Source organism: Pseudorhodobacter antarcticus (genome assembly GCF_900110135.1).
Classification (GTDB): Bacteria; Pseudomonadota; Alphaproteobacteria; order Rhodobacterales; family Rhodobacteraceae; genus Pseudorhodobacter; species Pseudorhodobacter antarcticus.
The window spans coordinates 20765-47058 of sequence record NZ_FOCO01000024.1; the positions used below are offsets into that span (position 1 = coordinate 20765).

Consider the following 26294-nt stretch of genomic DNA (forward strand, 5'->3'; position numbering starts at 1 on the left):
GAATAAACGAACGGTTTTACGCGTTCATCTGGTTGTGTTTGCGCGCGACCATCGCTTTGGCGGTTTCCACGGCCACGGCGGCGTCACGGCAATAGGCGTCTGCGCCAATGGCCTTGCTGAATTCTTCGTTCAAGGGCGCGCCACCGACCAGCACGATGTAATCTTCGCGCATGCCTTTTTCTTTTAGCGTGTCGATGACGACCTTCATATAGGGCATGGTGGTGGTCAAAAGGGCGGACATGCCAAGGATGTCGGGCTGTTCTGCCTCCAACGCCTCTAGGTATTTTTCCACTGAATTGTTGATGCCCAAATCGCGGACCTCGAACCCAGCACCTTCCATCATCATGCCGACAAGGTTTTTGCCGATGTCGTGAATGTCGCCTTTGACGGTGCCGATCACCATTTTGCCCATGCGCGGTGCGCCTGTCGCGATCAACAGCGGTTTCAGGATGGCCATGCCACCCTTCATCGCGTTGGCGGCCAGCAGCACTTCGGGGACGAACAAAATACCATCGCGGAAATCGGCGCCGACGATGGTCATGCCCGCCACAAGCGCCTTGGTCAGCGTGTCATAGGGGGTCCAGCCGCGGGCGATCAGTAGGTTTACACCTTCTTGAATCTCTTCCTTCAGGCCGTCGTAAAGGTCGTCGTGCATTTGCAAGACAAGTTCGTCATCAGAAAGGTCGGAAAGGATGATTTCGTCGTCAGACATTGGATGCTCCTGCACTGCCCATACTTCGTTAATGATCTTAAACCGTCCCGCCCACTTATCGGTTTGCGACATGGGCGGGATGAAAGCCGACAGATTGCGATTTCGGCGTTTGATTTACCCCGGCGCTGTGGGGGGTTAGCCGCGTTTGCCGCGCCGTTCGCGCTTTGGTGCGTTGGCGTCATCGCCCGTCCCGTCGGAGGTGGAGGAAAAGCCACCCAGCGCCGTTGAGATGGTTTCAAGCGAGGGGCGCGGGCCTGTGGGGCGGCTTTCCAATGCGGCCCGCATGGCGCGCAAATGGTCGGGCATGGTGCCGCAACAGCCGCCGATAATGCGCACGCCTGCATCGCGGGCCAGCACAGCGTATTCCGCCATCAGGGTGGGGGTGCCATCATAGTGGATATGGCCGTCGTGGTATTTGGGGATGCCCGCATTGCCCTTTGCGATCAACGGGATGGCGGAACCTTGGGCGGCGAACCCCAGCATGGTGCGCAACAGATCGGACGCGCCCACGCCGCAGTTTGCACCAAAGGCCAGCGGTGGATGATCCAGCTTTTCGACCATGGTGACCATATCTGCGGATGTGGTGCCCATCATGGTGCGGCCTGCGGTGTCAAAGCTCATGGTGCCGCACCACGCCATGCCGGCGAGTTTTGCCGCCTCGGCCGCTGCGCGGTATTCTTCGGGGGCGGAAATGGTTTCGACCCACAGAATGTCCGCGCCGCCTGCCTTTAACCCTTCGGCCTGTTCGTGGAACATTTCCACGGCGGCCGAATGGGTCAGCGTGCCCAACGGTTCAAAAATTTCACCCGTTGGCCCGACCGAGCCTGCGACGACGATCTGGCGGCCCGATGCATCGGCAATTTCGCGCGCAATCGACGCACCAACCCGGTTGAGTTCATGCACGCGGCCTTGGGCCTGATGCAGTTTCAAACGGCTGGCGTTGCCGCCGAATGTGTTGGTGAGGAAGATGTCAGAGCCCGCCTCGACAGCGCCTTTGTACAGCGTGCGAATGTTGTCGGGTCTGTCGACGTTCCAAAATTCCGGCGGCTCGCCTGCCTCTAGGCCCATGTTGAACAGGTTGGTGCCAGTCGCGCCATCGGCAAGCAGCCAGTCGCGGGTCGCAAGGAGTTTGGAGAGGGCGTTTGTCATGGGGTCCTGCCTTTGTGGATAAAGGACTGGGCGCCAGTTTGGGCGGCGCGCGGCCTGTAAATTGCGTCCCTATGCCATGCGGCGGGTGGGGGAGCAAATTCATTTTCCGGTGGATGATTATGAAGCCGTTTTGATTTGGCCCGCGCGCAAGGGGATGGCGCGGGCCGAAAAGGATCAAAGTTCCTGCATCAACTGCACTTTGGCCACGGCCAGATTTTGGACCAGTTTGGTACGGATTTCATCGGCGGTGGCGTGGCCTTCCAGATCGGCGGCGAGTTTGCGCACCACATCTTCATTCCCGGCCTCTTCAAAATCGGCGGCGACCACGGTCATGGCGTATTCTGTTGCCGCATCTTCTGATTTGCCCAGCAGGCCTGCGGCCCACAGGCCCGTAAGCTTGTTGCACCGCGCCTCGGCCCGGAATTGCATATCGGCGTCATGGGCGAATTTCGCCTCAAATGCGTTGGCGCGTTCGTCGAATGTGGACATGGCTTTGCCCCTTTCCCTGTGGGTTTGCGTTGCCCTTGATATGCCCTTTGGGGGCGCGTGCTGCAAGGGGGGCGCGTGCGCTGGCTTGCAGGTGGGGGCTGACTGGACTATATCGCATGGGGAAAGCGGTGTGGGCCCAATGGGCGGACCGATTTGGGATATATCGGGGACCGCATGGCACGCCGCAAAAAAGTATACGAAGGCAAGGCCAAGATCCTTTATGAGGGTCCAGAGCCGGGGACGTTGATCCAGTATTTCAAGGATGATGGGCAGGTTGATGCCAAGCCGCAGGGCGCTGTGGAAGGCAAAGGGGTTTTGAACAACCGTTTGTCCGAATTTTTCATGTCCGGGTTAAACAGCATCGGCGTGCCGACGCATTTCATCAAACGCCTGAACATGCGCGAACAGATGGTGCGCATGGCCGAGATGATGCCGCTGGAGGTGGTTGTGCGCAACTATGCCGCAGGTGGCATGACCGAACGGTTAGGGATACCGCTGGGCACCGCCCTGCCGCGCCCCATTGTGGAATATTATTTCAAGGACGAAAAGCTGGGAAACCCGCTGGTGTCTGAGGAGCATATCGTCGCGTTCGGCTGGGGCAACCAGCAAGATTTGGATGATATTATCGCACTGGCGCTGCGGGTGAATGACTTTATGACCGGCGTGATGCTGGGGGTCGGTGTGCGTTTGGCCGATTTCCGGTTGGAGGTGGGGCGCGTCTGGGAAGGCGAGTTCATGCGCCTGATCGTGGCGGATGAAATTAGCCCCGACAGTTGCCGCTTGTGGGATATTCGCGGGCTTGATTTGTCCGAGCGTGAGGACCAAGGCCGCGACCCGGTGCCGCTGGCCGAGGTGTATACCGAACTGGCGCGGCGCTTGGGGGTTTTGCCCAGCAATGTGACTCATACCACCAAGCCCACTTTGATCAATTAAGTTACGGAAAGGCCCGCCCTATGAAAGCCCGCGTTCATATCATGCTGAAAGACGGTGTTTTGGACCCCCAAGGTGAGGCGGTGCGCCACGCGCTGGGAACCCTTGGGTTTGAAGGGGTGACGGGCGTGCGCCAAGGCAAGGTGATTGAGCTGGATTTGGCAGGCGATGACAAGGCGGGTGCCGAAGCACAAGTGCGCGCCATGTGCGAAAAGCTGTTGGCCAACACTGTGATTGAAAAGTTCACTGTCGAAGTGATCTGATCGCCGCTTGACCCGTGCCGCCGTTTGTTCCTTGATGGGGCAAAATGGGATGGGACAAAATGGGGGTCACATGCGCGCAGCGGTTTTACGGGAATATAACGCAGATTTAAGCATTGAGGATGTGGCCGACCCTGCCTGTGAGGCGGACGGCGTGGTGCTGCGCGTGCTAGCCTGCGGCGTCTGTCGGTCCGATTGGCACGGTTGGGTGGGCGAACACCCCCGCGTGAAACCCGGCCAAATTCAAGGGCATGAGTATTGCGGCGAAGTGGTGGCCGTGGGGCGCGACGCCAAATGGCAGGTGGGCGACCGATTGGTGGCACCGTTTATCCTTGCTTGTGGGGCCTGCCCCGAATGTCAGTCTGGCAACCAAAATATATGCAAAACGCAGCGTTTGCCGGGGTTTGTAGAACCGGGGGCATTCGCGGAATATGTGAGCGTTCCCTTTGCGCATAACCTTGCGCGGCTGCCCGAAAGCCTGTCACCCGTGATGGCGGCGGGGCTGGGGTGCCGCGTGACGACCGCGTGGCACGCGCTGACGGGGCGCGCGGCGGTGCAGGCGGGCGAATGGGTGGCGGTGCATGGCACGGGCGGGATTGGCCTGTCGGTGCTGTTGCTGGCGCGGGCGCTTGGGGCGCGGGTGATTGTGGTCGATGTGGTGGCCGAAAAGCTGGCCCATGCGATGGGCTTGGGGGCCGAGGCCGCGCTTGATGGGCGCAACGGCGATGTGGCAGCGCGGATTGTGGAGATCACAGGCGGCGGCGCGCATGTGTCCGTAGAGGCGCTGGGGATTGAGGCGACGACCAATGCCTCGATTGAGTGTTTGCGCCCGTTGGGGCGGCATGTGCAGGTGGGGATGCCCGTGGGGCACACGGCCCATATGCAGATCAATATGAATGCGGTTTATATGAAAAACCTTGCGCTGTTTGGCACGCGGGGGATGCCGTCGTGGCGCTATCCGTCACTGTTGGATATGATCACGCGCGGCGCGGTGGATATGACGCCCCTGATCGCGCGGGAGGTGCGGCTGTCGGATGCATCCGCCGAATTGCGGGCGTTCAATGGGCCGACATCGCCGGGGGTGGCGGTGATTTCGGATTTTGCAGGTTAAGTCGCGGCAAAGCTGGATTGCACCACGCGCAACAGGTGGCGGTGCAGTTTTGACGTGCGGTGGCGCAGATGCGTGGCGGCGTGGACCGGTTGGCGGATGATGGGCGCATCCGTCACCGCGCGAAACTGCCCCGTGGCGATAAGCGCGTTGGCCATATCATCAAGCAAATAGGCCGCGCCGCCAAGTTTGGTGAGCAGGCCCGCGATGGTCGCACTTTGGCCCGCAGCGATGGGGGTTTGGCGCAGGTCCGGCAGGGCGATGCTGTGGTGCGCATCAAACGCGGGCGCGAAATTGCCGCGAATATAGGTGGCCGCGCGCAGGCCCGCGCGACGGTCGGTTTCCGACGATATCAGGCGGTATTTGGTTTCGCCCAGCGAGGTGAAGTTCAGATCGGGGCTGGGGTAGGGGGTGTACATCACCGCGAAATCGGACGTGCCTGAGGTAAGGTCGCGGCACATTTGCGCGGAGAAATCAGGTTCAATGTAGAACGCGCAATCGGGCAGGTGGTGTCGAAACCCTTGCATCCAGTCGCCCATATGGGTCGGCGCGAGATCGGATTGGATGCCAAGGCGGATGTTGATGACCGATTCGCCAGTGGCGGTCACCGAATGGCGCGCTTCAGCCCAAGCGTGGCGCAGTGTGCGGGCGTGGGGGGCGAATTTTAGCCCTTCGGTGGTCAGTTCCGTGCCCGCGCGCGACCGGGTGAAGAGGCGCACCCCGAGGGAATTTTCCAGCGACGCCACGCGGCCCGACACGGTGGATTGCGTAAGGCCTTGGCGTTCGGCGGTGCGGTTGAAGCTGTGGGTTTCACAGAGGTCGAGGAAGGTTTCAATGAGGTCGGGTTGCATAGGACGCTCCTAATCGGGGTATCCGATTAATAAGGCCGGTATGGCCGAATTGTAAGGGGGCGCGAAAGGGCGGATAGTTTGGGGTGAAAAGGCGCTTGGGGCTGATGGCGGAGCCTGCGGCTACGCGGCGCAAAACCGCGCTGGATATTTAAGAACAGAAAAAGGGTGGGGTATGGCGGAGTTTCCGAGCCGGGCGCGGGTGGTGATTATTGGCGGCGGGGCGGTGGGCGCGTCGTGTCTGTATCATTTGGCCAAGGCGGGATGGTCCGACTGTTTGTTGTTGGAAAAGAATGAGTTGACGGCGGGGTCGACCTGGCATGCGGCGGGAAATGTGCCGACATTTTCCAGCAGTTGGTCGATTATGAACATGCAGCGATACTCGGCGGAGCTGTACCGGGGTCTTGGGGCCGAGGTCGATTATCCGATGAATTATCATGTGACGGGGTCGGTGCGGCTGGCGCATAGCGACGAGCGCATGGATGAGTTTCGCCGCGTGGTGGGGATGGGGCGCTATCAGGGGATGGCGTTGGAGTTGTTGGCACCGCATGAGATCAAGGCGCGCTATCCGTTCTTGGAGGTGCATGACCTGAAAGGCGCGCTTTATGATCCCAATGACGGCGATATTGACCCGGCGCAATTGACCCAAGCGCTGGCCAAAGGGGCGCGCAACATGGGGGCGCGGGTGGAACGGTTTTGCCCGGTTTTGTCGGTGCGGCGGGACGGGGATGACTGGGTTATTGTGACTGAGAAGGGCGAAGTGCGCTGCGAGTTTGTGGTGAATGCTGCGGGATATTACGCGCGCGAGGTGGGCCAGATGTTTGGCCGCGATGTGCCGATGATGGTGATGAGCCATCAGTATATGCTGTTTGACACGGTGCCCGAGGTGGCGGCGCATGCGGCGCAAACGGGGACGAAGCTGCCGTTGCTGCGCGATGTCGACAGCAGTTATTACCTGCGGCAAGAAAAGAACGGGTTTAACCTTGGGCCGTATGAGCGCAATGGCAAGGCGCATTGGATTTCCAAGGATGACCCGTTTCCCGCCGATTTCAGTTTCCAGTTGTTCCCCGACGATTTGGAGCGGTTGGAGTGGTATATTGAGGATGCGATGGCGCGGGTGCCGTTGCTGGCAAATGCGCCGCTGACCAAGGTGATCAACGGGCCGATCCCCTATACCCCTGATGGGAACCCGTTGATCGGGCCGATGCCGGGGGTGCCCAATGCGTTTGAGGCGTGTGTGTTCACCTTTGGGATTTGTCAGGCGGGCGGTGCGGGCAAGGTGCTGGCGGAATGGGTGACGAAGGGGGCCACCGAGTGGGATATGTGGTCGTGTGATCCGCGCCGCTTTACCGGGTTTGAAGCGGAGGAATACTGCATTGCCAAGGGGATGGAGGTGTATGGGCATGAATATGGCATGCATTTCCCGCATTACGCTTGGCCTGCGGGGCGGGGGCAGAAACTAAGCCCCGTGCATGATCGGGTGGCGGCATTGGGCGCGCAGTTTGGGGCCTATAATGGCTGGGAGCGGGCGAATTGGTACGCACGTTTGGGCGATGATGTATCGGCTGAAGGAAGCCAGACGTGGAAGCGGGACGGCGCTTGGTTTGGTGCCGTGCGCGCCGAATGTGAGGCGGTGCGCGATGCGGCGGGGATTTTGGATTTGCCGGGGTTTTCACGCTATCGTTTGACGGGGGCGGGGGCGGCGGCGTGGTTGTCACGCCAGATTACGGGCCGGATGCCGAGCGTGGGGCGCGTGGGGCTGGCGTATTTCGCGGATGATCTGGGGCGGGTTGTGACGGAGATGTCAATCGTGCGTCTTGGTCCTGATGACATGACCTTGATCACGGCGGCAACGGCACAAGCGCATGATTATGACTGGTTGGCGCGGCATTTGGCGCCGGGGTTGGTGCTGGAGGATGTCAGTGCGCAGTTTGCCTGCCAGATTGTGACGGGGCCTGCATCGCGCGCGATTATGGCGCAGGTGTGCGGGGCGGATTTGGCGCTGCCGTGGTTGAGCCATCAGGAAACGGAAATTGCCGGGCGCTGGGTGCGGTTGTTGCGCGTGTCGTTTGCGGGGGAGCTGGGCTGGGAGGTTCATACGCGGGTTGCCGATACGGGCGTGGTGTATGATGCGGTGATGGCGGCGGGGGCCGCGCATGGCTTGCGCCCCTTTGGGATGTTTGCGCTGAATTCCTTGCGGATTGAAAAGGGATACCGCGCGTGGAAAGGCGATTTGTCGACCGATTACACGGTGTTGCAAGGGGGCCTTGAGCGGTTTGTCGATTGGGACCACGCGTTTCGCGGCAAGGCGGCACTGGCTGCCGAAAAGCAGGCTGGGGTGACCAAGCAGTTTGCGACCTTGATGATTGAGGCGGGGGATTATGACCCGCCCTATATGTCAACGATTTGGCACGGGGATACGGTGGTCGGTGAGGTGACCAGCGGGTATTTTGGCCACCGGGTTGGGGCGTGTATTGGGTTGGGCATGGTGCGGTCGGATTTGCACGCGCCGGGGACAGCGTTGGAGGTGGAAATTTTCGGGGTGCGGCACCGGGCCGTGGTGCAAGCGGATGCGCCGATGTGGGACGCGAAAAACGCGCGGATTAGGGCATAGGACCGTGTCAATAAATCGGGGGCGCAACAATCCAGATCACAACGGCGGGCGTGTCGCCGGGGTTATGCCATGCATAGGGTTTTCCGGCGAATTGAAAGCTGTCGCCGGGTGTAAGGGTGAAATCCACGGCGTCGATGGTGATGACCAACTGGCCGGACAGCAGCACGCCGCCATCCTCTCGTTCCGGGCGGGGTTGGATGGTTTTGCTGCGCGCCTTGGGGGCAAAGCTGGATTTCAGCATCTCAAAACTGCCGCCAAGACCGGGGGAAAGCAATTCCTCCTCCAAGCCATGGGTGGCATCGCCAATCGGGGTTCTGTCTGCGACACGTTGGATGATGCCGCGTTCGGATGCGGTGCGGCTGGCGGAGCGAAAGAAAAAGCTGATGGTGACGCCAAGGATTTCGGCAAGGCGGCCAAGGTCGGGTATTGCGGGCAGGGTTTGGCCACGCTCGACCTGACTGAGCCAGCCGACGGAGCGCCCGACCTGTGCGGCGAGCGCGGCCAGCGTCAGCCCGCGCGCCTTGCGCAAAGCGCGTATATCTTGGCCGACTTGTTCGCTCATCCCCGTTCTCCTTTGCGGCAAGGTGCGGTGAAACTGGGGGCAGAGGCAAGGCCAAAGCTGAAAAAATGGTGTGGATTGAGGGGTGGTGTGAAGTTTATTAGTGTTTTTACTTTGGAGTGAATAAACCGTTTGAAATTTCATTTATGCTTGCGCATTGATGGTGTATCTTATCCCATATGGAGTTTTTGATGTCTTTGGTCCCTAAAACAGCGCGTGCAGTTATCATCGGGGGCGGGATTTCCGGCTGCTCGGTCGCGTATCATTTGGCACGCGCCGGGTGGACGGATATTGTGTTGTTGGAGCGTAAGCGCCTGACATCGGGCACCACTTGGCACGCGGCGGGGTTGATTGGGCAGTTGCGCGGAACCGCCAATATGACCCGGCTGGCGAAATATTCGGCGGATTTATATGTAAAGCTGGAGGCGGAAACCGGGGTGGCCACAGGGATGCGGCAGGTGGGCTCAATCTCGGTGGCGCTGACGGCGGCCCGGCATGAGGAGTTGTTGCGCCAAGCCACGACCGCGCGGATTTTCGGGGTGGATGTGGCGGAAGTGTCGCCCACCGAGGTGAAGGCGATGTACCCGCATTTGAACGTGTCCGATGTGGTGGGCGCGGTGCATTTGCCGCTGGATGGGCAATGTGACCCGACCAATATCGCCATGGCGCTGGCCAAAGGCGCACGGATGCGCGGCGCGCGGATTTGTGAGGGGGTGAAGGTGACGAGCGTTACCAAGGCTGGGGGCCGGGTGACGGGGGTGGATTATGTGGTGGAGGGAGAGCCCGGGCATATTGCCTGCGATGTGGTGGTCAACTGCGGCGGCATGTGGGGGCGCGATTTGGCCGAAGCCAGTGGCGTGACATTGCCGCTGCATGCGTGCGAACATTTCTATTTGGTCACCGAACCGATTGCGGGCCTTGGCCATTTGCCGGTGCTGCGGGTGCCGGATGAATGTGCGTATTATAAATCGGACGCGGGCAAGATGATGATTGGCGCGTTTGAGCCGAAAGCGAAACCGTGGGGGATGGGCGGCATCCGCGAAGATTTCGAATTTGACACGCTGCCCGAAGATTGGGACCATTTCCAGCCCATCTTAGAGGCCGCGATGGAGCGGATGCCGATGTTCCAAACTGCGGGCATCCATACGTTTTTCAACGGGCCCGAAAGTTTTACCCCCGATGATCGGTACTATATGGGCGAGGCACCCGAACTGGGCGGATACTGGGTGGCGGCGGGGTACAATTCCGTGGGCATCGCCGGGTCGGGCGGTGCGGGCATGGCGCTGGCGCATTGGATTACCGAAGGCGAGGCCCCGTTTGATTTGTGGGAGGTCGATATTCGGCGTGCGCAGCCGTTCCAGCGCAACCGCAGCTATTTGAAGGAGCGCGTGTCGGAGACTTTGGGGCTGCTTTACGCCGACCACTTCCCTTATCGGCAGATGGCGACCAGTCGAGGCGTGCGGCGGTCGCCCTTGCATGAACACCTGAGGGCGCGGGGCGCGGTGTTTGGTGAGGTGGCGGGCTGGGAGCGGGCGAATTGGTTTGCAGCCGAGGGCCAAGCGCGGGAATACGAATATTCTTGGGGGCGGCAGAATTGGTTTGAAAATGCGGCCGCCGAGCATAAGGCGGTGCGCAACAGCGTTGGGCTGTTTGATATGACGTCCTTTGGCAAAATTCGGGTGGAAGGACGCGATGCTTGCGCGTACTTGCAAAGGGTTTGCGCCAATGATGTGGACGTGGCGGTGGGGCGGATTGTGTACACCCAAATGCTGAACCCGCGCGGCGGGATTGAGAGTGATTTGACCGTCACGCGCCTGTCCGAGACCGCGTATCTTATGGTGGTGCCGGGGGCGACGTTGCAGCGCGATTTGGCGTGGTTGCGCCGGCATTTGGACGGGTTTGTGGTGGTCACGGATGTCACCGCGGCGGAGGCGGTGCTGTGTGTGATGGGGCCAGCGTCCCGCGCGCTGTTGCAGGCGGTGAGCCCTGCGGATTTCAGCAATGACGCGCATCCCTTTGGCACAGTACGCGAAATTGAGATTGGCATGGGGTTGGCGCGGGCGCACCGGGTGACCTATGTGGGCGAATTGGGGTGGGAGTTGTATGTATCGACCGACCAAGCCGCGCATGTTTTTGAGGTGTTGGAGGCTGCTGATAAGGGCATGGTTCTGTGCGGGCTGCATGTGTTGGACAGCTGCCGGATTGAAAAAGGCTATCGCCATTTTGGCCATGATATCACCGATGAGGATCATGTGCTGGAGGCGGGCCTTGGGTTTGCGGTGAAATCTGGCAAGGGCGATTTCATTGGGCGCGAGGCGGTTTTGCGCAAGCGTGAGGCGGGACTTTTGCGGCGGATGGTGCAGTTCAAGCTGCGTGACCCCATGCCGATGCTATACCACAATGAGGCGATTGTGCGTGATGGGCGCATCGTGGGGCCGATCACATCGGGCAATTATGGGCATCATTTGGGGGGTGCGGTTGGCCTTGGCTATGTGCCTTGCGCGGGGGAAAGTGCGGAGCAGGTGCTTGCGTCCACCTATGAGATTGAGGTGGCCGGGCGGCGGTTTGCGGCGGATGCATCATTGGCGCCGATGTATGACCCAAAGGCCGAGCGTGTGCGGATGTGAGATGCGCCGGGGGTAGTTCCCCGGACCGAGACGAAAGCCGGGGGGCCAGCCCCCCGGACCAAGGTGAAAGCCGGGGGGCCAGCCCCCCGGTCCCCCCGGGATATTTTTGAACAGAAAAAGGGTGGCGGGATGGATGATTTGATCGAGATGTGTGAGCCGGCACGGGCGCGGGCAGGGCGGACGGGTGGGCGGGCGAGCCGGGTGGCGATGCGCAGCGCACCGCTGGCCGATGATGTGCGGCCGGTGCGCGGCGGCATGGCAGGGGGGCAGTATAAGCCGTTGAGTGAGGCGGGGGTGGCGCAAATCCATGAAGCGGCGTTGCAGGCGCTGGAGGAGATTGGGCTGTCCCAAGCGCCGCCATCGGGGGTTAAGTTGTTGACGGATGCGGGCGCGATTGAGGGCGATGACGGGCGCATTCGGTTCCCGCGCGCGCTGGTCGAGGATATGTTGGCGATTGCCGCGCGCAACATCACGCTGCATGCCCGCGACCCCAAGCATGACCTGCATTTGTCAGGGTCCAAGGTGCATTACGGCACGGCGGGGGCGGCGGTGCATATTGTGGACCCGTTCACGCTGGATTACCGCGAAAGCACGGCGCAGGATTTGTATGATGCCGCGCGGTTGGTGGATAACTTGGACAATATCCATTTTTATCAACGCACGATGGTGTGCCGCGATGTGGTTGATAACCTTGAGATGGATTTGAACACGCTGTACGGATCGATTTCCGGGACGCGCAAACATGTGGGTACGTCGTTTAGCGACCCAAGCCATGTCGCGGCGTGTTTTGACATGCTCTATACCGTAGCGGGCGGCGAGGAGCGGTGGTTGGAGCGGCCGTTTGTGTCCAATTCCAACTGTTTTGTGGTGCCGCCGATGAAGTTCGCTGAGGAAAGCTGCATCGTGATGGAGGATTGTATTCGGCGCGGAATGCCGATGCTTTTGCTGTCGGCGGGCCAAGCCGGGGCGACCGCCCCTGCGCCGATTGCGTTGACGATTGTGCAGGCGGTGGCGGAGTGTTTGGCGGGGGTGGTTTATGCCAATGCCATCAAGCCCGGTGCGCCCTGTATCTTTGGCACTTGGCCGTTTGTGTCGGATTTGCGCACGGGGGCGATGTCGGGCGGATCGGCGGAGCAGGCGCTGCTGACTGCGGGTTGCGCGCAGATGCACCGGTTTTACGACCTGCCGGGGGGGGCGGCCAGCGGCATATCGGACAGCAAACTGCCCGATATGCAGGCCGGATGGGAGCAGGGGATAACCAATGCGCTGGCGGGCCTTTCGGGGTTGAACATGTGTTATGAGGCGGTGGGGATGCATGCATCCTTGCTGGGGTTCTGTTTGGAAAGTCTGGTTCTGGGCGATGATTTGCTGGGGCAAGCGATGCGGTTGGTGCGGGGCATTGATGTGACGCCCGACAGCACGTCGATTGATGCGATGCGCGAGGTTTGTATGGGCGGGCCGGGGCATTATCTGGGGTCTGATCAGACGTTAAAACTGATGCAGACAGAGTATATTTACCCAAGCGTTGCCAATCGCATGTCGCCCAAAGAGTGGAACGAGGCGGGCAAGCCTTTGTTGCTGGACAAGGCATTTGCGCGCAAAAATGCGATTTTGGCAAAGGCCGGGCGGCAGATTGACCCCGAAATTGATGCCGCAATCCGGGCGAAATACCGGATTTATTTCCAATGATTTCCGCCAATTTGCAGCGGTTTTATAGTGGCGGCGCGTGGGTGGACCCCGTTGGGGCGGCGCGTTTGGATGTGGAAAACCCCGCGACTGAAGCGGTTTTGGGGCAAGTGGCGCTGGGCACTGCGCAAGATGCAGACCGGGCGGTGGCGGCGGCGCGCGCGGCGTTTGAGGGGTTTTCCCTGACGCCCGTGGCGGACCGGATTGCGCTGTTGGAGCGCATTTTGGCCGAATACGACGCGCGGGCAGAGGATTTTGCCCAAGCGATGCGGCTGGAAATGGGTGCGCCGATCACTTGGGCGCGCGAGGCGCAAGTCTGGGCGGGGCAAGTGCATTTGCAGGCCACGATCGCGGCGGCAAAGGATTTTGTGTGGGAGGAGGCGCAAGGCTCCACCCGGATTGTGCGCGAAGGGATTGGGGTTTGCGCCCTGATCACGCCGTGGAATTGGCCACTGAACCAGATTGTGTGCAAGGTGGCCCCGGCGATTGCGGCGGGCTGTACGATGGTGTTGAAACCGTCGGAAATTGCGCCTTTGTCGGCGATTTTATGGGCCGAAGTGTGCGATGCGGCGGGGGTGCCTGCGGGCGTGTTCAACTTGATCAATGGCACCGGGCCGGAGGTGGGCGCGTATCTGTCGAGCCACCCAGAGGTGGATATGGTCAGCTTTACCGGGTCCACGCGGGCGGGCGTGCAGGTGGCGTTGAACGCGGCGCCAAGCGTGAAACGGGTGGCGCAGGAATTGGGCGGGAAATCGGCCAATATCATTCTGCCCTCGGCCGATATTGCGGGGGCGGTGGCCCAAGGGGTGGCGGCGATCATGTCCAACACCGGGCAAAGCTGCGATGCGCCAACGCGGATGTTTGTGCCGCGTGCTAGCGTGGCCATGGCGCACCGGGCGGCGGTGGCGGCGGTGGGCGCAATTGTGATTGGCGATACGAATGATGCGGCCGTGACGATGGGGCCGCTGGTCAGTCGCGCGCAGTTTGACAAGGTGCAAGGGCTGATTGCGCAAGGGATTGCGGAGGGGGCGACGCTGGTGTGCGGTGGTCTTGGGCGGCCCGTTGGGATGCGTGCGGGCCATTACGCGCGGCCCACGATTTTTGGCGATGTGACGCCCGATATGGTGATCGCGCGCGAGGAAATCTTTGGCCCCGTGCTGGTGATACTGCCGTACGACACGGTGGAGGATGCGGTGCGCATGGCCAATGATACGGTCTATGGCTTGGCCGCCTATGTGCAAGGCGATGTGGTGCAGGCGCGGGCCGTGGCGCGGCAGTTGCGCGCGGGGCAGGTCAATATCAATGGGCCGGACTGGGACGTGTTTGCGCCCTTTGGTGGGTACAAACAATCGGGCAACGGGCGCGAATATGCCGGCTGGGGCATCCATGATTTTTGCGAAATCAAAGCGATGGTGGGGTTTGGGTCATGATGCATTACGGCTATATTGGTTTGGGCAATTTGGGGGCCAATTGTGCGGCCTGTTTGTTGCGCGCTGGCCTGCGGGTGACGGTGTTTGATCTGGATGCGGGGCTGGCCCAGCGGTTGGTCGATATGGGGGCGGTGCTGGCCCCATCGGCCGAAGGATTGGCGGGGTCGGTGGATCATGTGATCACTTGCTTGCCGTCGCCCGCCGTGTCGGAGGCGGTGCTGCGCGCGATTTTGCCGGCCATGAGGCCGGGGGCGACATGGCTGGAAATGTCGACGCTTGGGCGCGAAGATGTTTTGCGTTTGGGGGCGGTGGCGCAGGCGGCGGGCGTGCGGATGATGGAATTGCCGGTGACGGGTGGCGTGCATTTGGCGGCCACTGGCAAAATCACGATGCTGGCGGGGGGCGCGCGTGATTTGTTCGATCTGCACCTGCCCGCTTTGCAGGCGATGGGCGACCAGATTTTTCACATGGGGCCGCTGGGGTCCGCGTCGATCATCAAGGTGATAACCAATATGCTGGCGTTTATCCACCTGAAAGCCACGAGCGAGGCGTTGATGCTGGCCAAACGCGGGGGGCTTGATCTGGCACAGGCCCATGCGGCGATTGCGGCCTCATCTGGCAACAGTTTTGTGCATGAAACCGAGGGCGCGTTGATTTTGAACGGGTCCTATGATGTGGCGTTCAATGTGGATTTGGCGCTGAAGGATTTGGGGTTTGCGCTGGGGTTTGGCCGCGAATTTGGCGTACCGCTGGATTTGGCCGCAGCCACCGAGCAGACCTATGTCGCGGCAAAGGCGGCATATGGCGGCCACGCGCAATCGCCAATGATTGCGAAACTGCTGGAGGATTTGCTGGGCACGGATTTGCGCGCGCCGGGGTTTCCGGCGCGACTGGAATAGGGGTTACAGGGCGGCCAGCAGGCGCTTTGCCTCATCGCGGGGCGCGGTCAGGGTGCTGCGATCTTCGCCCGGATAAAACCGCGCGCGGGTGGCGGTGGGCATGGGCGCAGGCGTCATGATATGCACTTTGGGGCCGGTTTTGGCGGTTTCCGTGGCCCAAGTGCGCGCAAGGGTGGTTTGGCCCGATTTGGTGGCACTGTACGCGCCAAAGAATTTTGCGCCGGTGTTGGCATCATCAAGGAACAGTGCCGCCCCCGAATTGGCGCGCAGCAACGGTTCCATCATCGGGATCAGCGTGCCGGTGGCGCGCAGGTTGATGTTCACCGATTTGTCCCAATCCTTGGCGTCGATATGGCCTGTGGGGGCAAGGGGCGCTGCATGCACCGCCGTGTGGACCCACAGGTGCAGCCCGCCCCAACGATCAAAGATCGACCGACATAGATGGCGCATCGCATCATCATTGGTGATGTCCATCGGTGCGAGGGTGAGGGCGCCAGGCGATTTGGCGGCTTTCACGCGGTCGTCCAATTCTTCGAGCGCGCCGGTGGTGCGCGCGACGGCCACAACGTGCCAGCCTTGCAGGGCAAGTTCTTCGGCCATTGCGGCACCAAGGCCGCGCGATGCGCCGGTGATGAGGGCGATTTTATCGAGCATGTTCAGTCCTGACGCAGCGGTGCCGGGGGGCTGTGGCGGAGCCTCCGGCGGGGATATTTATAAACAGAAAAAGGGGGAAGCGGCGGGTATTATTCCGCCGCTTTCATTTCAAACCCTTTTTCGATCATGTCGGAGGGGGCGACGGGGTATTCGCCCGAAAAACACGCGTCGCAATATTGCGGCTGTTTGGTGTTGCGGCCTTTGGGTTCGCCTGCCGCGCGGTACAGCCCGTCGAGCGAGACGAATTTGAGGCTGTCAACGCCGATCCACTCGCGCATTTCTTCCTCGGTCATGTTCGCGGCCAGCAGTTTGCCGCGTTCGGGCGTGTCGACGCCGTAAAAACAGGGCCATGCGGTGGGGGGCGATGCGATGCGAAAATGCACCTCGGCCGCACCCGCATCCAAGATCATATCTTTGATTTTGCGCGAGGTGGTGCCGCGCACCACAGAATCGTCAACCAAAATTACCCGTTTGCCTTTGATCAGAGCGCGGTTGACGTTCAGTTTTAAACGCACGCCCATATTGCGGATTTGTTCGGTCGGTTCAATAAAGGTGCGGCCCATGTATTGGTTGCGGATGATGCCCATCGCATAGGGAATGCCGGACTCCTGGCTGTAACCGATGGCCGCCGGCGTGCCACTGTCGGGCACGGGGCAGACCAGATCGGCGTCAACCGGGGCCTCGCGCGCCAGTTCCACACCGATTTGGCGGCGGGTTTCATAGACGGAGCGGCCGCCGAGGATCGAATCGGGCCGCGAAAAATACACATGTTCAAAAATGCAGCCGCGTGGTTTCAGGCGGCGGAAGGGGAAATGGCTTTCCACCCCTTTGTCCGACGAGATCACAACCATTTCGCCCGGTTCAATTTCGCGCACAAATTCCGCGCCGATGATATCAAGCGCGCAAGTTTCAGATGCCAGCGCCCAACCGTCGCCCAATTTGCCAAGCACCAAGGGGCGCACGCCAAGCGCGTCGCGCACGCCCATCAATTTGGTGCGGGTCATGGCGACGATGGAAAACGCGCCTTCGACTTTGCGCAGCGCCTCCTCCATCCTATCTGGGATCGTGCGACCCATGGAACGGGCCATCAGATGGATGATACATTCGCTGTCGCTGGACGATTGAAAGATTGACCCGCGTTCCACCAGTTCTTTGCGCAGGGCCAGCGCGTTGGTGATATTGCCGTTATGGGCAATCGCGCTGCCGCCCATGGAAAATTCGCCAAAGAACGGCTGCACATCGCGGATGGCGGTGGCCCCTTTGGACCCTGCGGTGGAATAGCGCACATGGCCAATGCCGATGCTGCCGGGCAGGGTGGCCATCACATCGGCCTTGGTGAAATTGTCGCGCACATAGCCGAAACGGCGTTCGGAACAAAACCCCGGACCGTCGGCATAGGTGACAATGCCCCCCGCCTCTTGGCCGCGATGTTGCAGGGCGTGCAGGCCAAGGGCCACAAAACTGGCGGCATCGACCACGCCAATAACGCCGAACACCCCACATTCTTCGTGCAACTTATCATGGTCGAACGGGTGGGCGAGAAAGGGGCGCATGGCTGGCTCCGAATCTTGGGGACTATTCGAGGGGCTGTTCATATCCCCCGAATAGCCCCTTGCGCGGGGCGTGTCACGCCTAGATGTCAGTTTCCGGGCACAGGCGGGGTTTGAAATTGGATACCGTCCGCAGGTGCCGCAGCGCTGTTGCAAACGCCCGTCAAGCTTTCATAGCGCGAGACAATCCAACCGGGCGCATCGGACGGGATGGACGCGTCGATATTGGTTTGGAACGAGGCGAATACTTTGGCAGAGCGCGAATTGTCGACCATCGGCACAGTGTTTGCGGCCACCGCGCGGTCATAGACAAGGAAAGCGACCGCAACCAGCAGCACCCCGCGCAGCACGCCAAACAAGAACCCAAGGCCCTGATCCAGCCCGCCAAGGATGGAGCGTTGCACCAGCGACGACAGCAAAGGCGAAAACAGCGCTGCGATCACAAGGCCGATCGCAAACACCACAGCAAAGGCCGCGATGATCGACAACTCGCAACTGTCGGTCAGAAATTTGCCAACAAAGGGCAGTTCTTTGACCAAAGGCTGGGCCTGCACAGCGAAAGCATAGGCAAGGGCGGCAGCGCCGACCCAACCCGCAATCGCCAACCCTTCACGCACCAACCCGCGCGAATAGGCCAGCACCGCAGACAAGACGATGACCAGCGCCACCGCACCGTCGATAATGGTAAAGCCTTCCATCACACTCTCCTCTTGGGCCGGTCACCCAGCCCCAAACATTTCGCCCACAAACGCCGTCAGATCGGGCATTTGGCGGGTCTTCATCCCCTCCACCTCGACCATCTTTGACCGAGAGGGCGCTATCGCTTGCGAAAAACCAAGTTTCATCGCTTCTTTCAACCGATTTTCGGTCTGCGTGACAGGGCGAAGCGCGCCCGACAGGCTGATTTCACCGAAAAGCACCATATCTGGCGGAATTGCAACATCCTCTCGCGCGGACAAGAGTGCGGCGGCCACGGCCAAGTCGGCGGCGGGTTCAGACACGCGCATGCCGCCCGCCACGTTGAGGTAAACATCAAGCCCCGTGAACGGGATGCCGCAGCGCGCCTCTAGCACCGCGAGGATGGTGGAGAGGCGACCTGCGTCCAGCCCCACCACCGTGCGGCGCGGGGTGCCGAGGGGGGAGGGGGAGACGAGCGCCTGAATTTCGGTCAGCACCGGGCGCGTGCCCTCAATCCCTGCGAAAACCGCCGATCCGGGCGCGGGTTTGTCACGGTCGGACAAAAACAGCGCCGAAGGGTTGGTGACTTGCGCCAACCCATCCCCGGTCATTTCAAACACGCCAATTTCGGCGGCGGGGCCAAATCGGTTTTTCACAGCGCGCAGGATGCGGAAATGGTGGCCACGTTCGCCTTCAAAATACAGCACAGTGTCGACCATATGTTCGACCACGCGGGGGCCCGCGATTTGGCCGTCCTTGGTGACATGGCCCACCAAAATTATCGCCACACCGCGTTTTTTCGCAAATGTCACCAGTTCATGCGCAGCAGACCGGACCTGTGACACCGACCCCGGCGCGGATTCGACGGTATCGAGCCACATGGTTTGGATGGAATCGATCACGCACAAACCGGGGCGTTCGGCGTCCAGCGTGGTCAAAATATCGCGCAGGTTTGTCTCAGCCCCCAAAATCACCGGCGCATCCGCCAGCCCAAGGCGCTGTGCGCGCATCTGGACTTGTGCGGTCGCCTCTTCGCCCGAAATATACATGGATTTCACGCCGTTGCGCGCAAAGGCGGCGGTGGCCTGCAACAGCAAGGTGGATTTGCCGATGCCGGGGTCGCCGCCGACCAAAATCGCCGATGCCTCGACCAGCCCGCCGCCAAGGACGCGGTCAAATTCATCCATCCCGCTTTTGGCGCGCGGCGGCGGGGCGGATTGGGTGGCAAGATCGGTCAGCGGGATGGTGCGCCCTTTGCCGCCCAGCGATTTCGGACCAGACGACAGCGCTTGTTCTTCGACCACCGCGTTCCATGCGCCGCACCCTTCACACCGCCCTGCCCATTTTTTATGGGCGGTGCCGCAGGAGGTACAGGTAAAGGCGGGGGATGATTTGGCCATGCACCTTGATGCAATGGCGCGCGCAGGGGCGCAAGGGGGAAGAATTAGGCAGGCGGCACATGGCTTGGTTTTACCCGACTGCTGGCGATGGACAAGGTGAGGGAGGCAAGGATGCAAGCGGTGAACAGGTAAAGCCCCCAAGCGGTTTCCACCCGCGCCAGCCCAATGCCTTTGATCAAAATGATATACAGCGCGATCAAAAACACATCGGCCATCGCCAGTTTGCCCAAAATATGCAGCGCGGGGGCCACGCGCGGCGACAGCAACGAAAACTGCACCAAAGCAAGGCCAATGGTTTTCAGATAGGGCGCGAAAATGGCGAAAAACGTGACCAACAGCGCCAAGGACACATCCGTTTGCCACAACGCTTGCAGGCCCGACACAACCGATATTTCCGACAGGTTGAAAAACGGCAACAGCCCCGCCCGCATCAAAGGCGCAAACCACGATAGCGGGAACAAAACCAACAACGCCAGATTGACCCCGATCAACAGCTTTTGCATCCCGCTCCTCTCCCGTTTTGCGCGCAAAATGCGGCGCGCCCCCCCCGGGTTACGCGCGCAAACTGCGGCGCGGGCCCCATTTTGCGCGCAAAATGCGGCGCAGGGCAGCGCGGGTCAAGTGTTACTGCTTTTGCGAGCTGGTCGCTTGGGTCGGTTGTTTGGGCAGCGCCACGATATTGGCCTCGCGCATGTCATCCACATCATAGCCAAGGGTGGGCAAAATATCGCGCAAATCATTTTCCAACGCGCGCAGGCTTTGGGTGTTGCTGCGCTCGCCCGCTTCTACGTCACGCATCCAGTTGCGGATTTGGTCGCAGGTGGCGCGGGCCAGCGCCAGACGGTCTTGCATCTGATTCGCCTCTTCTTGGCGCTGCTTGATAAAGGTTTTGGCGCGCTTCACCCGCTCGGTCGAATAGACGCGGGCGATGTCGCGGGAATGATGGCTCATCTGGGCTGCGATCTCCAACAGCTCTGGTTCCAGATGCGACCGATCGGGGTGCTGGCGCAAATATTCCATCCGCTTGCGCATATCTTCAAATACCGGTGACAAGGTGAACACCGAACGGCGGTCGGCATTATGCACCACCTCATACGCGTGGCGCACGTCGTTCATCGAGATTTGAAAGGCGCGGTGCGACCGTTCCAACCGTGACATCCGGGTGTTGGCGGGCAGAAAAAGCAGATCATCACCAAAAGGGCCATCAGACCCAATTGACCATACATCCCCGCGTTGGGAATATATTGCGCGCCCCAGCGCAGCGACAATTCGGGCCAGGGGATTGCCCAAAAGGTCGCCAGCACGCAGGCCAACACCAGCGCCACCGCGGCCGCCACGATCACGCATGACTGATAATTTGCATCGCACGCTGCACTTGTTGCAGCACGAAAATCGGTTGGTTCGACATCCACACCCCCCGGGTTTTCACTCTTGCAGACCACACCCGGAGTTAATTATGATTAAAAATCAACGCAAAAACGCGATGATGTCGATGCCAAAGAATAATCCCTGTGGGCATCTGCGCATTGTATCGGGTCTGGAAACGAAGATCGCCCGCCGGTTGTGGGGTTACAGATAGGGCAGCGGCGTCAGCAACATCAGCAGCGCCAACCACAGGTTCAAACAAGCAGCGATTCCCAGATCGGCGCTGGTCTTGGTGGGGGTCTTGATGGGGGTATTTGCGGGCGTGGTTCCGGGGGGCGTGGCGTCCGTCTTGGCGCCCGTCTTATCGGGGGGGATGCGGCGCAGTTTGAACAAAACGGCGATGGCCGCAAACAGGCACAAACTTGCCCCCAAAAACAAGGTCACGCTGAACGGCAGGGGGACAGCGTGGCGCAGATGGGACACGCCAGTGGGCAAAACTGCCAAAACAGCCGTCACCGCCAACAGCGCAAAGGCCAGAATCCGGTGCCGTTTGTCGGCCAAACCCGCCCCCAAACCCGTGATCACGGCCCAGCACAGCAACAAAATGCAAGCGAGGCCGGAGGCGATAACCCAAATCAACACCGCTTGGCCCGCACCCATCATGGCGCAGCACCCGTGATTGCAGGGTGGGCCGCGCGGCGGTCAGCCCCGGCCTTCGATATAGCGGCGCACATAGCGGCCCCCAAGCCCGGTCAAAATCTCATACCCGATGGTATCGGCCGATGCGGCCAGATCATCCACCGTTTGCTGCGGCCCCAAAATATCCAACTGACGCGGGGCCTGTTCCAGATGCGACACGTCCACCGTGATCAAATCCATCGACACGCGGCCCACGATGGGGCAAGGCACATCGCCCGCCCACAACACGGCGCGGTTGCCCAAGGCGCGCAGCAAGCCATCGGCATAACCGCCCTGCACCGTGGCAATCTGGCTTGGCGCCTCAGCGGTCCACGCGCAGCTGTAACCGACAGTTTCGCCAATCGCCAATTCGCGGAGTTGGATCACAGGCAGCGACAAAGCCACGGTGGGCTGGCCCGCCTCAAACGGCAAACCGCCATAAAGGCCGATGCCGGGGCGGGTCAGATCAAAGTGAAATTCGGGCCCCAGCAAAATTCCGCCCGTGGCCGACAGCGATCGCGGCACATCAATGCCATCGGTCATCGCGTGAAATTCGGCCAATTGGGCCATGTTCATTTCATGCCCCGGCGCATCGGCGCAGGCAAGATGGCTCATGATCAACTCTGGTTTGGCCTTAAGGACAAAGGCCGCAACCGCCTCCCACTCCGCCGCTTCCATGCCCAAACGGTTCATGCCCGTGTCCAACTGAATGCCAAACGGATGCCCCGGCAGCGATTCTAAATGGCGGGTGATCTGGTCCAAAGAGTTCAACATCGGCGTCAGGTCGAGGTCATAGATTGTGTCGGTGTCTCCCGCCATATGGCCAGAAAACACGGAAATTTGCGGCCCCGCCCCAAGGGCTTGGCGCACGATGGCACCTTCTTCGGCACAAGCGACGAAAAACCGGCGCGCGCCAGCTTGGGCCAAAGCGCGGGCGACGCGGGCCGCACCCAGCCCATACGCATCCGCCTTGACCACCGCAGCGGTTTGCGTGTCAGCGGCCGACAAACGGTCCAACGCCCGCCAATTGGCAGCGATTGCGTCAAGGTCGATTGAAAGCGTTGCGGTGGCCATGGTTGTGTTTTGACTGCTTGAAGGAGGAGGTCAAGGGGAAAGCGATTGTGCAGGACGCGGAAAGGGGAGGCCGGGCTTGGGGCCATTGAGGCCCCTGCGCCCGGCGGCTGACGCGGTGTGGGGGGCGGGCGGTCTGTAACGGGGGGCATAGGGTGCGGGGCGGGGGTGGATTTTAGGTATTTAAGCCAAGCCGAAAGAGGAAATCATCGTTTTGCGCCTGTGCGATGCTGTTGGATTTGAAAGGCGTTAGCGCCAAGGGAAAGGGTCTCAATGGCCCTTTTCCTTGGCGGCCCCTTGTCAGTTCCGGCGTGATTGGCCGCCGCGTTTGGTGGTCATCAATACCCTTGATCGCTGCCCTCTTGCCACGCTTTGACCAGATTGCCAAAGCGGGTAAAGCGCCCTTCAAACGACAGATCGACCGAGCCGATGGGCCCGTGGCGTTGCTTGCCGATGATGACTTCGGCCTTGCCATGCACGCTTTCCATCACCGATTGCCATTGCGCCATTTTCTCCAGCTCGTGATCGCCGGGTTTCTCGCGTTCTTTGTAATATTCATCGCGGTAGACGAACATCACCACATCGGCGTCTTGTTCAATTGAGCCGGATTCGCGCAGGTCCGACAGTTGCGGGCGCTTGTCCTCACGGCTTTCAACTTGGCGCGACAGCTGGGACAGCGCGATGACGGGGATGTGCAGCTCCTTGGCGATTGCCTTTAGGCCTTGGGTGATTTCCGAAACCTCATTGACCCGGTTTTCGCCGCGCCCGGTGCCCTTGAGAAGTTGCAAATAGTCCACCATCAACACGTCCAAGCCATGCGTGCGTTTCAGACGGCGCGCGCGGGCCGCGACTTGGGAAATGGGCAAGGCGGGGGTGTCGTCGATATACAAAGGGCAGGCCTCCAGGCTTTTGGCGGCCTCCACAAAGCGGCGAAATTCGACTTCCGTCATATCGCCGCGCCGAATTTGCTCGCTTGGCACTTCTGATGCTTCGGACAGGATCCGCGCGGCCAACTGTTCCGCGCTCATTTCCAGACTGAAAAACCCCACAACGCCGCCTTCAACCGCGCCTTCGCTGCCATCTGGCAGGCGCCCGCGCTTATACGCTTTGGCCACATTAAACGCGATGTTGGTGGCAAGCGAGGTTTTGCCCATCGACGGACGCCCTGCCAAAATCAGCAAATCCGACGGATGCAGCCCGCCCAGCTTTTTGTCCAGATCAATCAACCCGGTTGAAATCCCCGCCAAGCCCCCATCGCGCTGATAGGCTGCGTTGGCCACGTTGACCGCCTCTGTCACCGCTTTCAGAAAGCTTTGAAAGCCGCGCTCGGCAACCCCTTGTTCGCCCAGCTTATACAGGCGCTGTTCGGCCTCGATGATCTGCTCTTTCGGCTCGGACGCCACATCGACCTTGGCCGCGCGCGCCGCTATATCGCGCCCCAACCCGATCAATTCGCGCCGCACCGCCAGATCATACAACATCTGTGCATAGTCGCGGGCGGCAAAGCTGGAAATCGCCGCCCCCGCCAGCCGCGCCAAATAAGCCGGGCCGCCCAGCTCCTTTAGCCCCGCGTCATCCTCTAAAAACGCCTTTAGCGTGACGGGCGACGCCAGCGCGTTTTTCTGGATGCGCGCGGCGGCAATGTCAAAAATCCGCGCATGCACCGGGTCGTAAAAATGTTCTGCCTTCACCAAACTGGAAATGCGGTCGAACACATCGTTGTTGGTCAAAATCGCGCCCAACAACTGCTGCTCTGCCTCAATGTTATGCGGCAGGCTTTCGGTCTGGGTTTCCGCCGGAAGGGTTTGGCGGATGGGGGCGACTTCGTTCATGGGACCTGCCTTATGTCTGTTGTCGTGTTGTGTCTGGGCCTAGCACAGCCCCGTGGGGAAAGGGCTGTGGATAAGCTGTGGAGAACGCGAATATCCAAGCAAAGGGCAAAAAACCGCCCAATCAAACACTACAGTATTATGATGCCAAAGTCATGCTTGCCGCAGCATATGGTGCGGCAGGCCAAATATAGCGGCGCGTGGCGCAACCCGTCCTTGGCGAATCAATCGGGCGTGCGGGCGTCCTGCCACGCACGGGGGGCGCGTAAAAAGCTTTCAACCTCCGCCAGCGTTTCCGCGTCAAACGCCCCGCTGGCGCGCGCCTCTGCCAGCACATCCCACCAAGTACACAAGTGATGCAGCGCCACACCGTGATCGGCCAGCTTTTGCACGGTATCGGGAAAAATTCCGTAATAAAAAATCACCGCCGTGTGCGCACATTCGGCCCCTGTGTCGCGGATGGCATCGACAAAAGACAGCTTTGACCCGCCATCAGTCGTCAAATCCTCAACCAACAAAACGCGCTGGCCTTCGGTCATCACACCTTCAATCCGCGCATTGCGACCGTACCCTTTGGGTTTTTTGCGCACATAGGTCATCGGTAACGCCATCCGTTCCGCCACCAAAGCGGCAAAGGGTATCCCCGCAGTTTCACCGCCCGCAATGTTGTCAAACGCTTCAAACCCCGCGTCTCGCATCACGGTGATGCATAAAAAATCCATCAACGTCGACCGGATACGCGGATAGGAAATCAACTTGCGGCAATCAATATAGGTCGGGCTGGGCAGGCCAGATGCCAGTGTAAACGGCTGGTCGGCGTTAAAATGCACCGCCTTGATTTCCAACAACATCCGCGCTGTCAGGCGGGCAATCTCATCGGCGGGGGGGAAACTGGAGGGGATCATGTGTTGGTCCTTTCAACTTTTTCTGTTCTTAAATATCCCCCGCGCGGAGCGCATCCACCGTCCGCAAAAAAAGCCTCCGGCGGGGATAGCCGGAGGTAAATAGCCGGGATATCCGTTTGGAATTATGGTGTTGGCTTGTTCCAACTCCGGTGTGTCGCATATATGTGTCACACATCGGGTCCGATGACTACGGCCATTCGCCCAACGAGGAGGCCGTCATGGGCATCAGCATAGCGCTGGCGTGTCGGGCCTTCGGAGTTAGCGAGACCTGCCACCGCTATGGCCCGAAGTTGCGTGCCGAGAACGATGTGATCGCCGATCTGCTGACCGGACTTACGGATGCCCGTAAGACTTGGGGATTTGGCCTATGTTTCCTGCATCTGCGCAATGTGAAGGGGCATCCTTGGATAATGTTACCCGGCAATGCATGTTTACATGCATGGTAAGCGGTGCAAAGACCCCATGTTTCAATAAAATAAGGGATTTGCGATATTGCGCCTGAAGAATTTCAGGAGGCGATCATGTTGGACGAAGATCAGAGTATCCGTCTTGATCAAGCCTCTTTCATCACCCAACTTCGATTTGCTTTGATGAGGGCGTTGGCGAGTTCAATCAGCTTTCGCATGAGCGCAGTAAGGGCGACTTTTGGCGGCTTTCCAGCTTTAATCATGGCTTGATATTTTGCCTTGCGGTCAGGGTTGAATCTCATCGCGACCAAGGCTGGCATGTAGAGGGCGTCCCTCACTACTTTGCGACCACCCTGAATGAATGATTTCCCTCGCCATTGTCCAGATTGCCGTGTCATCGGCGCTACTCCAGTTAAACAAGCCACCTGCTTTCGATCCATACTCCC

24 protein-coding genes and 1 pseudogene are annotated in these 26294 nt (G+C 60.3%); 9 read left to right on the forward strand and 16 right to left on the reverse strand.

Going from position 1 to position 26294, the window contains the following annotated elements:
* Positions 1 to 16: 16 nt before the first annotated feature.
* The 3 genes from BMY36_RS12335 to BMY36_RS12345 form a co-directional block, all read right to left on the reverse strand.
* Complete coding sequence (locus tag BMY36_RS12335; RefSeq protein WP_050520460.1) at positions 17 to 712, reverse strand: cobalamin B12-binding domain-containing protein; 696 nt, start codon at positions 710 to 712, stop codon at positions 17 to 19.
* A gap of 135 nt (positions 713 to 847) precedes the next feature.
* Entirely contained in the window at positions 848 to 1861 is a 1014-nt protein-coding gene (gene bmt, locus BMY36_RS12340) for a betaine--homocysteine S-methyltransferase (RefSeq protein ID WP_050520436.1), read from the reverse strand.
* A 174-nt stretch (positions 1862 to 2035) separates the two neighbouring features.
* Positions 2036 to 2350, reverse strand: a complete 315-nt coding sequence (locus BMY36_RS12345; protein WP_050520437.1) for a DUF1476 domain-containing protein — start codon at positions 2348 to 2350, stop codon at positions 2036 to 2038.
* Positions 2351 to 2524: 174 nt separating this feature from the next.
* On the opposite strand from BMY36_RS12345, the gene BMY36_RS12350 reads away from it, so the two are divergent.
* The 3 genes from BMY36_RS12350 (at position 2525) to BMY36_RS12360 (ending at position 4651) form a co-directional block, all read left to right on the forward strand.
* A complete protein-coding gene (locus BMY36_RS12350; protein ID WP_050520438.1) occupies positions 2525 to 3283 on the forward strand; it encodes a phosphoribosylaminoimidazolesuccinocarboxamide synthase in 759 nt (252 codons plus the stop codon).
* A gap of 20 nt (positions 3284 to 3303) precedes the next feature.
* Complete coding sequence (purS, locus tag BMY36_RS12355) at positions 3304 to 3543, forward strand: phosphoribosylformylglycinamidine synthase subunit PurS (protein ID WP_050520439.1); 240 nt, start codon at positions 3304 to 3306, stop codon at positions 3541 to 3543.
* 70 nt (positions 3544 to 3613) lie between these two features.
* Positions 3614 to 4651 (forward strand): zinc-dependent alcohol dehydrogenase family protein, encoded by a 1038-nt coding sequence (locus tag BMY36_RS12360; protein ID WP_050520440.1) that lies wholly within the window; start codon positions 3614 to 3616, stop codon positions 4649 to 4651.
* Here the strand turns inward: BMY36_RS12360 and BMY36_RS12365 are convergent.
* A complete protein-coding gene (locus BMY36_RS12365; protein WP_050520441.1) occupies positions 4648 to 5499 on the reverse strand; it encodes a LysR family transcriptional regulator in 852 nt (283 codons plus the stop codon). The genes BMY36_RS12360 and BMY36_RS12365 overlap by 4 nt on opposite strands.
* A gap of 172 nt (positions 5500 to 5671) precedes the next feature.
* Between BMY36_RS12365 and BMY36_RS12370 the strand changes: the two genes are divergently transcribed.
* Positions 5672 to 8110: a GcvT family protein gene (locus BMY36_RS12370; protein ID WP_050520442.1), complete on the forward strand. Its 2439-nt coding sequence runs from the start codon at positions 5672 to 5674 to the stop codon at positions 8108 to 8110.
* 7 nt (positions 8111 to 8117) lie between these two features.
* Here the strand turns inward: BMY36_RS12370 and BMY36_RS12375 are convergent, their stop codons facing one another.
* A complete protein-coding gene (locus BMY36_RS12375; RefSeq protein WP_050520443.1) occupies positions 8118 to 8672 on the reverse strand; it encodes a helix-turn-helix domain-containing protein in 555 nt (184 codons plus the stop codon).
* Positions 8673 to 8860: 188 nt separating this feature from the next.
* Here BMY36_RS12375 and BMY36_RS12380 point away from each other — a divergent pair, with 188 nt between their 5' ends.
* From BMY36_RS12380 to BMY36_RS12395, 4 genes are all read left to right on the forward strand, one after another.
* Positions 8861 to 11296: a GcvT family protein gene (locus tag BMY36_RS12380; RefSeq protein WP_050520461.1), complete on the forward strand. Its 2436-nt coding sequence runs from the start codon at positions 8861 to 8863 to the stop codon at positions 11294 to 11296.
* A gap of 129 nt (positions 11297 to 11425) precedes the next feature.
* Positions 11426 to 12985, forward strand: coding sequence for a trimethylamine methyltransferase family protein (locus BMY36_RS12385; RefSeq protein WP_139194037.1), 1560 nt, complete (start codon positions 11426 to 11428; stop codon positions 12983 to 12985).
* Positions 12982 to 14412, forward strand: coding sequence for an aldehyde dehydrogenase family protein (locus BMY36_RS12390; RefSeq protein ID WP_050520444.1), 1431 nt, complete (start codon positions 12982 to 12984; stop codon positions 14410 to 14412). The genes BMY36_RS12385 and BMY36_RS12390 overlap by 4 nt, the downstream gene beginning before the upstream one ends.
* A complete protein-coding gene (locus BMY36_RS12395) occupies positions 14412 to 15311 on the forward strand; it encodes an NAD(P)-dependent oxidoreductase (protein ID WP_050520463.1) in 900 nt (299 codons plus the stop codon). The genes BMY36_RS12390 and BMY36_RS12395 overlap by 1 nt, the downstream gene beginning before the upstream one ends.
* A gap of 3 nt (positions 15312 to 15314) precedes the next feature.
* Here BMY36_RS12395 and BMY36_RS12400 read toward each other — a convergent pair whose 3' ends face one another.
* The 10 genes from BMY36_RS12400 to BMY36_RS12445 all read right to left on the reverse strand — a co-directional run bounded on the left by BMY36_RS12400 (position 15315) and on the right by BMY36_RS12445 (position 25441).
* Positions 15315 to 15965, reverse strand: coding sequence for an SDR family NAD(P)-dependent oxidoreductase (locus BMY36_RS12400; RefSeq protein ID WP_139194038.1), 651 nt, complete (start codon positions 15963 to 15965; stop codon positions 15315 to 15317).
* Between the two features lie 89 nt (positions 15966 to 16054).
* Complete coding sequence (gene purF / locus BMY36_RS12405) at positions 16055 to 17518, reverse strand: amidophosphoribosyltransferase (RefSeq protein WP_050520446.1); 1464 nt, start codon at positions 17516 to 17518, stop codon at positions 16055 to 16057.
* Positions 17519 to 17604: 86 nt separating this feature from the next.
* Positions 17605 to 18213 carry a CvpA family protein gene (locus tag BMY36_RS12410; RefSeq protein ID WP_050520447.1) on the reverse strand — a complete coding sequence of 203 codons (609 nt, stop codon included), beginning with the start codon at positions 18211 to 18213 and terminating at the stop codon, positions 17605 to 17607.
* Positions 18214 to 18234: 21 nt separating this feature from the next.
* Positions 18235 to 19593, reverse strand: coding sequence for a DNA repair protein RadA (gene radA, locus BMY36_RS12415; protein WP_050520448.1), 1359 nt, complete (start codon positions 19591 to 19593; stop codon positions 18235 to 18237).
* Positions 19594 to 19637: 44 nt separating this feature from the next.
* Positions 19638 to 20087, reverse strand: coding sequence for a paraquat-inducible protein A (locus BMY36_RS12420; RefSeq protein ID WP_050520464.1), 450 nt, complete (start codon positions 20085 to 20087; stop codon positions 19638 to 19640).
* A gap of 130 nt (positions 20088 to 20217) precedes the next feature.
* The gene (locus BMY36_RS12425; RefSeq protein WP_050520449.1) at positions 20218 to 20940 is read right to left on the reverse strand and encodes a hypothetical protein; all 723 of its coding nucleotides are present in this window, start codon (positions 20938 to 20940) and stop codon (positions 20218 to 20220) included.
* Positions 20941 to 21162: 222 nt separating this feature from the next.
* Positions 21163 to 21621: a hypothetical protein gene (locus tag BMY36_RS12430; RefSeq protein ID WP_050520450.1), complete on the reverse strand. Its 459-nt coding sequence runs from the start codon at positions 21619 to 21621 to the stop codon at positions 21163 to 21165.
* Between the two features lie 39 nt (positions 21622 to 21660).
* Positions 21661 to 22710 (reverse strand): alanine racemase, encoded by a 1050-nt coding sequence (alr, locus tag BMY36_RS12435; RefSeq protein ID WP_050520451.1) that lies wholly within the window; start codon positions 22708 to 22710, stop codon positions 21661 to 21663.
* 335 nt (positions 22711 to 23045) lie between these two features.
* A complete protein-coding gene (locus BMY36_RS12440) occupies positions 23046 to 24539 on the reverse strand; it encodes a replicative DNA helicase (protein ID WP_050520452.1) in 1494 nt (497 codons plus the stop codon).
* A gap of 221 nt (positions 24540 to 24760) precedes the next feature.
* The gene (locus tag BMY36_RS12445; RefSeq protein ID WP_050520453.1) at positions 24761 to 25441 is read right to left on the reverse strand and encodes an orotate phosphoribosyltransferase; all 681 of its coding nucleotides are present in this window, start codon (positions 25439 to 25441) and stop codon (positions 24761 to 24763) included.
* 221 nt (positions 25442 to 25662) lie between these two features.
* Between BMY36_RS12445 and BMY36_RS12450 the strand changes: the two are divergent.
* Positions 25663 to 25848, forward strand: a pseudogene (locus tag BMY36_RS12450) (IS3 family transposase); the annotation flags it as partial.
* Positions 25849 to 25994: 146 nt separating this feature from the next.
* Here the strand turns inward: BMY36_RS12450 and BMY36_RS12455 are convergent.
* The coding region (locus BMY36_RS12455) for a transposase (protein WP_139194039.1) at positions 25995 to 26294 on the reverse strand (300 nt) is incomplete at its 5' end.

Bases quoted from the DNA above. Each gene is read 5' to 3' on its own strand.
- BMY36_RS12335 (WP_050520460.1), bottom strand. From the start codon at position 712: ATGTCTGACGACGAAATCATCCTTTCCGACCTTTCTGATGACGAACTT.
- bmt (WP_050520436.1), bottom strand. From the start codon at position 1,861: ATGACAAACGCCCTCTCCAAACTCCTTGCGACCCGCGACTGGCTGCTT.
- BMY36_RS12345 (WP_050520437.1), bottom strand. From the start codon at position 2,350: ATGTCCACATTCGACGAACGCGCCAACGCATTTGAGGCGAAATTCGCC.
- BMY36_RS12350 (WP_050520438.1), top strand. From the start codon at position 2,525: ATGGCACGCCGCAAAAAAGTATACGAAGGCAAGGCCAAGATCCTTTAT.
- purS (WP_050520439.1), top strand. From the start codon at position 3,304: ATGAAAGCCCGCGTTCATATCATGCTGAAAGACGGTGTTTTGGACCCC.
- BMY36_RS12360 (WP_050520440.1), top strand. From the start codon at position 3,614: ATGCGCGCAGCGGTTTTACGGGAATATAACGCAGATTTAAGCATTGAG.
- BMY36_RS12365 (WP_050520441.1), bottom strand. From the start codon at position 5,499: ATGCAACCCGACCTCATTGAAACCTTCCTCGACCTCTGTGAAACCCAC.
- BMY36_RS12370 (WP_050520442.1), top strand. From the start codon at position 5,672: ATGGCGGAGTTTCCGAGCCGGGCGCGGGTGGTGATTATTGGCGGCGGG.
- BMY36_RS12375 (WP_050520443.1), bottom strand. From the start codon at position 8,672: ATGAGCGAACAAGTCGGCCAAGATATACGCGCTTTGCGCAAGGCGCGC.
- BMY36_RS12380 (WP_050520461.1), top strand. From the start codon at position 8,861: ATGTCTTTGGTCCCTAAAACAGCGCGTGCAGTTATCATCGGGGGCGGG.
- BMY36_RS12385 (WP_139194037.1), top strand. From the start codon at position 11,426: ATGGATGATTTGATCGAGATGTGTGAGCCGGCACGGGCGCGGGCAGGG.
- BMY36_RS12390 (WP_050520444.1), top strand. From the start codon at position 12,982: ATGATTTCCGCCAATTTGCAGCGGTTTTATAGTGGCGGCGCGTGGGTG.
- BMY36_RS12395 (WP_050520463.1), top strand. From the start codon at position 14,412: ATGCATTACGGCTATATTGGTTTGGGCAATTTGGGGGCCAATTGTGCG.
- BMY36_RS12400 (WP_139194038.1), bottom strand. From the start codon at position 15,965: ATGCTCGATAAAATCGCCCTCATCACCGGCGCATCGCGCGGCCTTGGT.
- purF (WP_050520446.1), bottom strand. From the start codon at position 17,518: ATGCGCCCCTTTCTCGCCCACCCGTTCGACCATGATAAGTTGCACGAA.
- BMY36_RS12410 (WP_050520447.1), bottom strand. From the start codon at position 18,213: ATGGAAGGCTTTACCATTATCGACGGTGCGGTGGCGCTGGTCATCGTC.
- radA (WP_050520448.1), bottom strand. From the start codon at position 19,593: ATGGCCAAATCATCCCCCGCCTTTACCTGTACCTCCTGCGGCACCGCC.
- BMY36_RS12425 (WP_050520449.1), bottom strand. From the start codon at position 20,940: ATGCGTGATCGTGGCGGCCGCGGTGGCGCTGGTGTTGGCCTGCGTGCT.
- BMY36_RS12430 (WP_050520450.1), bottom strand. From the start codon at position 21,621: ATGATGGGTGCGGGCCAAGCGGTGTTGATTTGGGTTATCGCCTCCGGC.
- alr (WP_050520451.1), bottom strand. From the start codon at position 22,710: ATGGCCACCGCAACGCTTTCAATCGACCTTGACGCAATCGCTGCCAAT.
- BMY36_RS12440 (WP_050520452.1), bottom strand. From the start codon at position 24,539: ATGAACGAAGTCGCCCCCATCCGCCAAACCCTTCCGGCGGAAACCCAG.
- BMY36_RS12445 (WP_050520453.1), bottom strand. From the start codon at position 25,441: ATGATCCCCTCCAGTTTCCCCCCCGCCGATGAGATTGCCCGCCTGACA.